Below are 11,531 nucleotides of genomic sequence, written 5' to 3'. Positions count from 1 at the left end.
TACGAAGCGTGATGATTCGGTTATTTTTCGGTAATGGCCGGGTCGTCAAGAGGCCTATACGGAAGTTAGACGGACAACGTGGCAGGAAATGAACGTGTGACGCCGCTATTCGTATGCGGGAATGTTGCTATCAGGGAGCATCCCGTTGAGCGGCGTGGCTGGGCGAATCGTCCGGCAACCTGGCACCGCGCATGCGCGCCCGCCAGGCGTTCGGCGGCTCGCCAATCATGCGCTTGAAGACCGCGGTGAAATGAGCATGCGAGCTGAAGCCGCAACTGAGCGCCACGTTCAGCACGCTGAATTCCGACGAGCGCAGCAGCATCTGCGCATGTTCGAGCCGACGTCTTAGCAGGTAAGTGTGCGGCGAATAGCCGGTTGTCGAGCGAAACTGGGCCGCGAAATGCATGCGCGTGAGTCCGGTACTGGCGGCCACCTCGGCGAGGCCAATCGGGTTGGCGAGATTGGCCTCGATGAAATCGATCGCGCGGCGCAGACGCCACCTCGGCAGCGACGCGCCTCGCGCGACCGGCCACGCCGCCATGACGTCGGTGCGCCTCGCCAGCAGGCGGGCTACGATTGCATCGCAAATGCTGTCCGCATACATGCGGCCGAAGGTATCGGCGAGCGGATTGGCGTCCTGCAGCGCGAGCGCCAGCCGTTCAACTGCGACATCCCGAAAGATCCGCGGATCCTGGTCCGCGAGATCGGGACGCACGAGCTGACCTGCGGCTTCGTCATAGCGCCGCGACAACAGGTCCGGCGAAATAAACAGATGTATCACGCGGCACGGCGAGGCATAAAAGGCTTTGACGCTTTCGCCGGGCTTCGTGATCTGGATCGAACCGGGCATCACCGGTCCGTCGCAGATGATCTTGCCGTCGTGCTGGAATTTCAGCGTGGTGGCGCTCAGGGCAATGCCGACCGTATAGAAGCGTTCATCGCCGACGCTCGACACTTCGCGCGGCTCGCCCGCGGGGACGTCCTCGCTCCAGCTGCCGGCGAGGATGCGATCCGCCGCCGCGGCATCGACTGCGGAAAACGGCGGACAGCGCCAACGCTCCTCGATCTGCACGACCGAACTCTCGCTCGCCCACAAGTTTGCACCGAACCCGCCTGCCGCATCCGGACAGGCCGCCCGGAGAACGCTCGACGCGTCCTGTGACTGTCTGGACATGATGTCACTCCGTTTTCATTGGTGAGCATCATGCGTGAGACTGGCGCTCCTCCGGTATCCCCCCAATGGGTGAAACCGCACTGCACGAGCGTGTCCGTGTTCTCTCAGGTCCGCGTGCCGCGCCGCGGCTTGATGGCACCGGCGGGATGATTCTTGGCGATGGTCGAGCGCAGCGCCGAGTAGGCGGGGGCCACCATCGGATAGTTGGCCGGCAGCCCCCATTTCGCCCGATACTGGTCTGGGGTCATGCCGTAGCGGTGTTGAAGATGGCGTTTGAGCGACTTCAGCTTGCGGCCGTCCTCCAGGCAGATCAGATATTCGTCGTGGATCGATTCGCCGATCGGGACCGCTGCCTCGGCATGCGGACCTGCGTCCTCGCAAGGATCGCGCAACGCGGCCAGCGCGGCATGGGTACTCGAAATGAAGGCGGGCAGATCGGCCGCGGGCAGCGGATTGCACGAGACGAAGCTCGCCACGATCTCGGCGGTCAGTTCGATCAGATGGGGGCGCTCCGTCACGGGCGGCCTCGCGAGCTCAAAGGCCCTGCGTTACTGGGATTGCCCGAAAGCGGCAGGCGGATTCGCACGGCACCATAAGCTTGTCTCGCTCTCAGGTGGGATACCTGATCAAAGTAGTGGCGCGACCTGAACGGGTCAATCCCCCGAATGGGGGCAAACCTGCGCGCCGGGTTAGAGATGCATTCCATGGAGCGCCTGCATACCGCGTGCGAGCCAGGCGGCGAGGCCGTGCGGCGTTGGCGGTACGTCCCTGGGTGGTTCCATTAACGCCTGTCCGCGGCGTTCACGCTCCGCGAGTTTTGCGGCCAGTACATGCGTCAGTTCGGGATGCCGTTTGAGCAACGCGGCAATCGCCGCTCCCGGCAGTTCATAAACAATTGCGTAGGTCTTCGCCGAGATTTCCGCGCCGATCGCCACGCCCGCTATGGGTCCGCTCTCGCCGAAGTATTCGCACGGTGAAAAGCGCATGACGTCCACGGTCCCGCCGTCGAGCCGGGTGGATGCGTTGATCACGCCATAGCCGATGAGCGTAATCGCTGACGGCACGTCGCCGGCCTGCAGCAGCACGTCGCCAGGCGCAAGTTCGCGAACCTGCAGGACGCTCGCGAGCTGTTCCTTTTCTTCACGCGACAGCAGGCCGAAGATGCCGATGCTCTCGACGAGGCGCCGCCCGACCGAGCGCTCGCCCGAAGCGTCCGCGTCGTCCGCTGGCGTGTGGAACAGCGACAGCGCTTCCAGATGCCGGTGCGCGGCGTCGAAAAAGACGTTGAGCGTGTCGTCGCTGCTGCGATCGCTCGAGACGAAGAACGTCACTTCGTAGTCGGTCGCCTGCCAGCCGACCGTCTTCGTGACGATGTTCGCCGGTAGCGCAGCGTCGATGCCGATGCACGAGTCGATTGCCAGCCGCAGCGCCGACACCACCGACGACGGACGATGCACGGGATCCGCCTGAAACCGGACCACGGTCGCGTGCGTCCCAGCCGGGACACTCGCGTTGACGACCTTCGATTTCGCGATCGCCGAGTTCGGCACGACGATCAGATCATGGTTGCTCTTGAGCACGTGTGTCGCGCGCCACGTCACTTCGCGCACCGAGCCTTCCGAGCCGTCGTCGAGCACGATCCGGTCGCCGACGCGATACGGCGCCGTCGCATTGATGACGAAGCCGGAGAACAGGTCGGCCAATGTGCTTTGCAACGCCAGCCCCAGCACGATCGCGACGGCGCCCGATGTGGCCAGCACGCCCTTGAGCGGAATGTCGAACACATCGGCAACGATGGCGACCGCCGCGGTCAGATACGCCACGACCTCGGCGACATCGAGCGTAAAGCGCTCCTGGCGGGTGCGGTCGTTGATCGTGTAGTAGAGCCGCACCACCGCCATGATCGTGGATGCCGCCAGCAGCCACCAGGCGATCTGCACCGCCCCGCGTGCAAAGCGGTACTCGGCGGAGGCGCCGAGATCGGGCGTCTGCGTCGGCGTCACACCCGCGTGCAGCATCGCGATCGTCAGCGCAGCAAATGCAAGGCAGCGCAACGTGGTGCGCGGCATCGCGAAGCGCATGCGTGCGCAGCACAGCAATACGATGAAATTGAGCGCGACCGCGGCGACCGGAAGCAACAAGGGCGCGAGCGGCTGCGGCAGCATCTAGTTCGCTCCGCTGGCCGCTAATGGTGGCACCGGCGGCCGGCTCGGCAGGTCGTCGCTGCGATAGCCGCCGCCCAGCGCCCGCGTCAGCACGATTTCCGCTTCGAGCTCGTCGCCGTTGAGCTGTAGCAGCGCGATCTGCCCTTGTATCACCGGAGCCTTCGCCTGGATCGACGCGGTGCGGTCGGCAAGACCGCGCTCGTACTGGGCCTCGGTGCTGTCGCTCGTGACGCGCAGCGCGTCGATCCGCTCGTGCTGCAGTTGCGCGCGATGGTCGAGATCGTCGATCTGACTGCCCGTTTGCGCCACATCGCGAACTGCATCGAGCACCGCTTCGTTGTACTGCTCGATCAGCGTGTTGCTGGCCGTGCGCGCGCCATGCAAGCTCGCATTCAGACGACCGCCGTCGAAGATCGGCAGATAAAGCCCGGGAATGATATTGATCTGCTCAGCCGTATGCGTAAACAGATCCCGCATCCGTAGTGCGTTGAAACCGAAGAACGCCGTGATGTCGAAGCTCGGGTAAAACGCCGCTCTGGATGAATCGATACGGTCGAACGATGCGTCGACCAGCCAGCGCATTGCCTGCAGGTCGGGCCGGCGGGCGAGCAGCTCGAAGGACAGCGTGGCCGGCAGGCCGGCCGAGGGCGCGGGTAATGCCACCGGCGTGATTTGCGGCAGGTCGTCCGGTCCCGCACCGAGTACTGCGCGCAAGGCCTCGCGAGTCTGAACGATCTGTTCCTGTGCCGAAGCGATCTGCTGGTCGATCGCGAGCAGTTGCGAGCGTGCCTCGGCCGACTGCGTAATCGCCGCCAGCCCTCGTTCGTGACGCGCGGTCTGGGTGTCCAGTTCGAGCGCCTCGACGCTGCGCAATTGCTGCAGCAGGTCAAGGCTCGCGTAGACGATCTGGATCTGGTAGTAAAGTTGCGCGACGCCGGTCGACACCTCCAGCTCGGCCTGCGCTGCCTCGGCGCGCCGTGCGTTCTGCTCGCCGAGCGCCGCACGCACGAGGTCGCGTTGCTTGCCCCACACATCGATATCGTAGTGAGCATCCACGCCGACCAACCCGGTCCAGTACCACGGGCCGTAGGCGCCGATGGCAGGATCCTTCGAAGCGTAGGCGCTGAGGAATCCATGGCCGGATACGTGCTCGCGATCCGCCTCGGCGATCGCGGAGATCTGCAGATCGCTCCCGGCGCGAACCAGCTCTACCTGTGCGTGGGCCTGCGACACATGCTCACGGGCGATGGCCAGCGTCGGCGCATGACTGAGGCCGCGCTCGATCAGCGCTTCGAGTTGCGGGTCGTGATAGTGCTCCCACCAGCGCGCAGAGGGCCAGCCTTCGCTCGCGAGGTGAATATCGTCGGCGAGGCGGATCTGGTCCTGTGGGATGAGCGTCGCCGGCGGGCTATCGTGATGAATCATCGCGCAGGCTGCCAGCCCCGCACAGACTGGCAGCAGCACCAGCCAACGCGGCACGAAGCTCGGCAACGAATGGCGGGCACCTGTGCCACGCGCGGTCTGCATCAACGGGTTTTGATCGTCGCGCATCGCGCTATCCCTGTCCGGCAACAGCCGGCAATGCTAAAGGCAGTTCATCGGTCGACCATTGCGGCAGGCCCGACAATGCAGTATCGATACGTGCGGCCCACTCCAGCAGCGCGGTGGCAGGCGCGCCTCCCTCTTCACCTGCCGCCGCTGCGGCCACCCTTGTCAAATCGAGTGGCACCGGCGGCACGGCGAGTGGCGGCTCGCCCGACAATTGCTGGGCATATCGCTCAAGCGACTCTGCCAGGTTTCGCTGCAATACCCCGCACACTTGCCTCAAACCCGCACCCGACACGTTGGTGCGTCGCGCGTCGAAATTTGCCTCGATATGGAACGCGTCGCTCGCCAGCAGAATCGAGCGGCTCTGCGCGAGCACCGTTTGCGCGAGAAGCGTGACGCGGGCCGTTTCGCCCTCGCGCCAGTCGGGCTCGAGCGCAACCCGTGCGAGCATTGCTTCGCAATCGGCCAGCATGACCCAGGCGGTCGACGCGGATTGCGATTGTGCTGCCGGAGCGTCGCTTTCGACCACTTGCGCATGATTGCGTGCAACCCCTGCGATCGCGCGCAGAACCTTGGCGAGTTGCAGCCGCAGCGAGTCGGCCTCGCCTTCCGGCCATAGCGACATCTGCATGAAAGTCGCAACCCCCACGCCGAGCAGAATCCCCACCAGCCGATCGCGAATCTCGGTGAGATCGGACGGCGGCGCGAACTGCTCCAGCAGAGCGAGCGAGAAGGTGAACATGATCTGCAGTCCGGCGTAGCTGATCCGCTCGGAACCGGCCGACACCCATGCGCCCAGCGCGATTACCGGCAGACTCATCAGCAGCAGGCCCGTCACGCTTTCCAGATGCGGGATGACGAACGCAACCGCGAACAGCGCAAGAGCGCTGGCAATCAGCGCGCCGCTGATGCGCAGCACGCCGTGCCGGGTCGATGCGCCGAGGCTGGGCAACGCGACGATGAGGCAGGTCAGCATGATCGTGTGAATGCCGGGCCAGTTCACCGCGTTGTAGAACACATAGCAGATCAGTACCGACAGCAGTGTGCGAAGCGCGAAGCGGGCGTAGAGCGGATTTGTAAAGGCATCTGCCGGCAACATCGCGGGGGCGGCGGGCGGCGGCGTGCTGGCGTGCGATTCCTGGCTGGCGGCGGCATCGGCGAGGGCTTCAATGGCTCGCTGCATCGCAGCGACTGCGGGAATCGACGGCCCTTCTTCCTCGCTGCCCGCAGCGACTGCGCGCGGCAATGGCAAGCCTTCGGAAATCGCGGCATCGAGCGCCGCGACTTCGCCCCGAACGCGGCGGATAGCTGCAATCCCAGCCGCAGTAGACGCTTGCGCCGTGACAGGCAATCCCGCCGCTGCTTCGTACAGCCGCGACACGGCGGTCACACAGGCCAGCATCGCTGCGGCCGCAGGCCCGCTGTAGCGTTTGCGCATCGTGGAGAAGCGCATGAGTTTCTGCAACGACAACGCGCCCTGCTGCAGATCGTTCGTATTGAGCGCGACTGGCACCTCAGCGGGATCGACCAGCGCGGCGAGACGCGACTGCACCGCGCCAAGTTGCCGGTGCATGGCGGCCCGCAATTGCCGCTCAGGCTCGGCGGGCAGCAGGATCGTATTGAGGATCAGGGCCACGGCAACCGGATAGTTGACCGCCGACCATACCCACAGACAGGCGCGTACCAATGCTTCAGCGTTATCGGTTCGATCGGCGAAGCTCTGCGCATAGATGACGATCAACGCGGTGACAAAGAAAACCAGGCCGAACTTCGTGACGGCCCGCAGCAGATACGTGCAGCAAAAAAATACCGCGCTCGCGACGGCGATGCGCAGCAGCGGGTAATCGAAGGTCAACATGAACACCACGATCGCGCTGGCGATCGCACAGGTCGAGCCAATCACGATGTTCAGCGCGATCACGCGCGACAACACCACGTTCGACTGTGTGACGAAGAAAACGACGATCAGCGACAGCGCCAGCTCGGGTACCTGCAGCGTCATCGACGTGACGATCACAATCGCGCTACCCAGCACGCAGCGCATCATGACATTGCCGCGACCGGGAAACGCCGCCAGTTCACGTCGCAGAAACGCCGCGAAACGCGCCAGCGGGCGCGGCCACGCGAGCTCGCGCCGCGAGCCGGTCACCGTGCTCATGACTGTGCTCCGCTGGCGGCGGCCGTGTCGTGCGCGGGATCGCGCGTTGCATCTTGCGCATGAACACGCAACACCGCTACCGCCGACGTGCCGATACGGAACAGCCGCGGATCAGGATGATCGATCACGATCTTCACAGGAAAACGCTGTGCGACATGGACCCAGTTGATACTGCGCTGGATATTCGGCAAGCCGTTCGCCGTGGCGCCGCCGTCCTGCGGATCGACGCCGTAGCCGATCGAATCCACCGCGCCGCTGAAGCGAATCCCGGTGTCGCTCATCAGGTAGACCGTCGCGGGTGTGCCGGGGTGGATATTGCCGAGTTCGTTCTCGCGGAAATTCGCAATCACGTACCAGTGTCGTGTATCGATCAGTGTGAACACCGGCTTTTGTGCGGAGACGAACTGCCCGACCGATGTGGTCAGCTGCACGACGCGGCCGTCGAATGGCGCCCGTACCGTGGCGTACTCGAGATTGAGCTGCGCCGACGCAATTTCGGCCTGCAACACCGAGCGTTGCGCCACCAGCGCGTCGACGCTGCTGACGGCCGCCTGCGCTTCGCGTTCCTGCGATTCGGCCGCCGCCAGTTCCGCGAGCGCGGAGCGCTGTGCGGTGCGTGCGCGATCGAGGTCGTCGGCAGAAATGTAGCCCTTGCCGATCAGCGGCGCCATTCTGGCGAGCGTATCGCTTGCCTGGTTCGCCGCGGCCTGGGCACGCACGACCGCCGACTTCGCCGCGGCAGCAGCGAAGGTCTGCGCGTTCACGCTGCGCTGGGTCAACGGAATCTGCGCATCGAGTTGCGCAAGCGAGGCCTGTGCCCGCGCCAACGTGTATTGATACGGACGCGGGTCGATCTGGAACAGCAGATCGCCCTGCTTGACCTGCTGGTTGTCGCGCACGGCCAGGTTGACGATCTTGCCGCTCACTTCCGGCGACACGCCGATGGTGTCCGCATAGGCATAGGCGTCGTCGGTGCGCGGCACCGTGTCGACGCGCCAGATCGCCGCGATGGCCGCAGCCACCACCAGCACGATCAGCAGCATCGCCGGCCAGGTGCGGGGTCGAGGTTTCGTTGTACCTGGGCCGTTTGGCGCGGTCGGATTAGAACTCATATTTCGCACCGTGTGTCACAGATTGAAGCCAATGGCCCAGAGCACAATCGAAAAGAGCACCGTCAGCGCGGGATAGACGATCGCCGGGGGCGTAAGCCAGCTACCGTAGCCATTGCGGTACGACAACACATGCACGACGGCCGTCAGCACCGTGCCTCCGATCACGCAGAACAGCCAGTCCGGAAAATACGCGCCGAGAATCCCCACCGACGGCGAGCCCGAGCACGCCGCCAGCAGCACGCACATCAGGAGGCTCAAGGCTGCCTCGCACCGGCGGCGTGCCGGCCCCTTCTGCAGGCGTGCATCTTCCGCTGTAGCGGTGCTGGAGGGCGGCTTCGGCACGTGCGGTCCAGGTGTAGCGCAGCGCACGCGTGAACCGGTACGGGTAGCCAGCATCAGCGTGTCAGATTCACTTTCGCCAGATCGATCAGCGACTTGCCGCGGCCGTCCAGCACTGACTTCATCATGAAGAGCCCGAAATGCCACGCTTCGTCGATCGTCGTCTTGGGCGGCATGATGAGTTCCTCGCGCGCGCTGACCACATCGACCAGCGCCGGACCATCGTGCGCGAACGCTGCAGCGAGTCCCGCTTCGAGGTCCTGCGGCTTCTCGACGCGAATGCCCTTCACGCCGATCGCTTCGGCCATCTTCGCGAAGTTGGGGTTGATCAGCTCGGTGCCGGTGTCGATGAAGCCTGACGCGCGCATTTCGATTTCGACGAAGCCGAGCGTGCCGTTGTTCAGGACCACGACCTTCACGGGCAAGCCGGCCTGAACCAGCGTGAGGAATTCGCCCATCATCATCGCGAAGCCGCCGTCGCCGGACATCGACACGACCTGGCGGCCCGGACATGCTGCCTGGGCGCCGATCGCATGCAGCAGCGCGTTGGCCATCGAGCCATGGTTAAACGAGCCGATCAGCCTGCGCTTGCCGTTCAGCTTCAGATAGCGCGCGGTCCATGCGATCGGTGTGCCGACGTCGCAGGTGAAAATCGCATCATCCGCCGCGAGCTGGCTGACCAGACGCGTGACGTATTGAGGATGAATCGTCGTGCTCGACGGATTGCTTTCCGCAAGCGAATCCAGATCCCTGCGTGCGGTGGCGTAGTGTTCGAGCGCGCTCTCGAGATGCGAGGTATCGGTCTTTTCGTTGAGCACGGGCAGCAACGCGGCGAGCGTGTCCTTCACCGTGCCGAGCAGACCGAGATCGAGCGAGCAGCGATTGCCGAGCGCTTCGGGGCGCACGTCGATCTGGGCGATCCTGGCGTTGTCCGGATAGAACTGCCGGTACGGAAAGTCCGTGCCCAGCAGCAGGAGCATGTCGCACGCCTTCATCGCAGCATAGCCCGAGGCGAAGCCGACCATGCCGGTCATGCCGACGTCGTACGGATTGTCGTGCTCGATGTACTCCTTGCCGCGCAGCGAATGCACGATCGGCGCCTTGAGGCGCCTGGCCAGTTCCACGACTTCGTCATGCGCACCCGCGCAGCCGGCGCCGCACATCAGCGTGATCTTCGATGCCGAGTGCAACATGCCCGCGAGGCAGGCGATGTCGTCGTCGTTCGGGCGCAGCACCGGCGCCGAGGTGGGCACCACCCAGGCCGGCACTTCAGCGATCGAAGGCGACAGCGCGACGTTGCCCGGAATCACGACGACGGCGACGCCGCGGCGTGCCACCGCGACCCGCATCGCGCGGGTCAGGATCTGCGGCAGTTGCTCGGCGTTCGACACCAGTTCGACGTAGTGGCTGCACTCCTTGAAAAGGCTCTCCGGATGCGTCGCCTGGAAGTAGTCGATGCCGATCTCGCTGCTCGGGATATGTGCGGCGATCGCCAGCACGGGTACACCACTGCGCTGGCAGTCGAACAGCCCGTTGATCAGATGCAGATTGCCCGGTCCGCAACTGCCCGCGCATACCGCGAGCTGCCCGGTCAGATGCGCCTCGGCACCGGCGGCAAACGCCGCGCCTTCCTCGTGCCGGACGTGAATCCAGTCGATCTTGCCACGCCGCCGCAGCGAGTCGGAGATGCCGTTCAATGAATCTCCAACGACGCCAAAAATACGCTTGACGCCAGCATGCTCAAGCGTGGTGACCAGGTAGTCAGCTGCGGTAGTCATGCGGTACCTCCGTACGGACAGGTGAGTGCGAGTGAGCCGGTGGACCGGGAACTGAGGCCGGCATGCCGCGTGCGTCTGGTGATAGTGCCGCGCCGCGCCTGCCGGCGCTGTTCAAATCGCACGGGCTGCTTGCGATTTAGCACGGTGTGCAATCCGGGCTCTGGCGTGTATCGGCCGTAGGTTCGCCGCGTTGTCCGTCCATCGCCCACGTGGCCCGTAACAATCCTCTGGCCGTTACGTAGCGGCAGCCTTTGATGTCCGTTGCGCCGCCGCTGTTGCATTGCCTCGGAAGTCCCGTCCCACAAGGCTTTGCGCCCTGCTCCCCGCCATCGAAGATCACCCTTCATTCACATGGCACGATCCCTGCAGTACAGCCTGTAGAGACGGACGCCGGCGTGGTTTTCTCCCGCGTTCATCGACTAGAAACCAGGCCGTACCAGGGCCGCAACGTCCACGGGGACCACGATGATCGACGACCTTTTGCTCGATTCCGACCTTGCCGAACCGGCGAGCGATATTCATCCGGACTTCGCGCAACGCCACCCATTGCAGATTGCGGTGTGCCTTCGCAAGCTCGTATCAGGCGGGGACTTTGTCACGGCGGAATTCGATGGACGGCAGATCGTCACGCAGGTGCTCGCGGTCGACTCGCGCAACGGCCGTTTTATTTTCGATGCCGGTAGCGTCGCCGCCGACAACCGCAGCTTGCCGGGTGCGAAGAAGCTGATGTTCCGCAGCTTGCCCGGCGGTATTCGGGTCGAGTTCGCCACGGACGCGGCCGAGGCAATCGTCTTCGAAGGACGGCTTGCTTTCGAAGCGCCGTTCCCTGCACTCCTCTACTACGTCCAGCGTCGTGAATATTTCCGCGTGCAGACGCCCGCACTCGATCCGTATGTCGTCAGCGGACGTTACGCGGACGGCGATTCGTTCAAGGTGGAGATGCAGGATCTGTCGCTGGGTGGGGTTGCGCTGCGCACCGCGAATGCGCGTTTCGGCACGCTCGACGCAGGCTGCGTCTTGACGGATGTCACATTGCAGCTTGGCGACTTCGGTACGCTCAGGCTCGATCTGGAAATTGTCGCGCCCAGGCACTTTACGAGTACCAGCGGCGAGCGGCGCTTCGTGATGGGCTGCAGGTTTGCCGGGTTACCCGGGCCTGCCGAACGGATGCTTCAGCGCGTCATTACGCAGCTTGAAACGCGGCGCCAGGCGCTGGTGCCGCGCGAGTGAGCGCGGCACCATTCGACGGTATTGTCG

The 11,531-nt window shown here is 64.5% G+C and carries 9 protein-coding genes; 1 reads left to right on the top strand and 8 read right to left on the bottom strand.

The window, feature by feature from the left end:
• Positions 1–130 precede the first annotated feature (130 nt).
• The 8 genes from P3T17_RS27470 to poxB all read right to left on the bottom strand — a co-directional run bounded on the left by P3T17_RS27470 (position 131) and on the right by poxB (position 10,274).
• Complete coding sequence (locus P3T17_RS27470) at positions 131–1,174, bottom strand: helix-turn-helix domain-containing protein (RefSeq protein WP_429409595.1); 1,044 nt, start codon at positions 1,172–1,174, stop codon at positions 131–133.
• A gap of 104 nt (positions 1,175–1,278) precedes the next feature.
• Positions 1,279–1,692: a MucR family transcriptional regulator gene (locus P3T17_RS27465; RefSeq protein WP_074268415.1), complete on the bottom strand. Its 414-nt coding sequence runs from the start codon at positions 1,690–1,692 to the stop codon at positions 1,279–1,281.
• A gap of 171 nt (positions 1,693–1,863) precedes the next feature.
• Positions 1,864–3,339 carry a mechanosensitive ion channel domain-containing protein gene (locus P3T17_RS27460; RefSeq protein WP_429409594.1) on the bottom strand — a complete coding sequence of 492 codons (1,476 nt, stop codon included), beginning with the start codon at positions 3,337–3,339 and terminating at the stop codon, positions 1,864–1,866.
• Entirely contained in the window at positions 3,340–4,890 is a 1,551-nt protein-coding gene (locus tag P3T17_RS27455) for an MdtP family multidrug efflux transporter outer membrane subunit (protein ID WP_429409593.1), read from the bottom strand.
• 4 nt (positions 4,891–4,894) lie between these two features.
• Positions 4,895–7,045, bottom strand: coding sequence for an FUSC family protein (locus tag P3T17_RS27450; protein WP_429409592.1), 2,151 nt, complete (start codon positions 7,043–7,045; stop codon positions 4,895–4,897).
• On the bottom strand, positions 7,042–8,157 hold the full coding sequence (gene mdtN / locus P3T17_RS27445; RefSeq protein WP_429409591.1) for a multidrug transporter subunit MdtN: 1,116 nt from the start codon (positions 8,155–8,157) through the stop codon (positions 7,042–7,044). The genes P3T17_RS27450 and mdtN overlap by 4 nt, the downstream gene beginning before the upstream one ends.
• Before the next feature lie 15 nt (positions 8,158–8,172).
• Positions 8,173–8,553: a YtcA family lipoprotein gene (locus tag P3T17_RS27440; protein ID WP_429409590.1), complete on the bottom strand. Its 381-nt coding sequence runs from the start codon at positions 8,551–8,553 to the stop codon at positions 8,173–8,175.
• Complete coding sequence (poxB, locus tag P3T17_RS27435) at positions 8,553–10,274, bottom strand: ubiquinone-dependent pyruvate dehydrogenase (RefSeq protein WP_429409589.1); 1,722 nt, start codon at positions 10,272–10,274, stop codon at positions 8,553–8,555. The genes P3T17_RS27440 and poxB overlap by 1 nt, the downstream gene beginning before the upstream one ends.
• Positions 10,275–10,739: 465 nt before the next feature.
• Here poxB and P3T17_RS27430 point away from each other — a divergent pair, with 465 nt between their 5' ends.
• The gene (locus tag P3T17_RS27430) at positions 10,740–11,504 is read left to right on the top strand and encodes a flagellar brake protein (protein ID WP_429409588.1); all 765 of its coding nucleotides are present in this window, start codon (positions 10,740–10,742) and stop codon (positions 11,502–11,504) included.
• Positions 11,505–11,531: the final 27 nt, after the last annotated feature.

The organism is Paraburkholderia sp. GAS82, assembly GCF_050436285.1.
Lineage (GTDB): Bacteria > Pseudomonadota > Gammaproteobacteria > Burkholderiales > Burkholderiaceae > Paraburkholderia > Paraburkholderia phenazinium_B.
The sequence above is the reverse complement of the archived record's forward strand: the minus strand, read 5'-3'. Positions and strand labels throughout refer to the sequence as shown.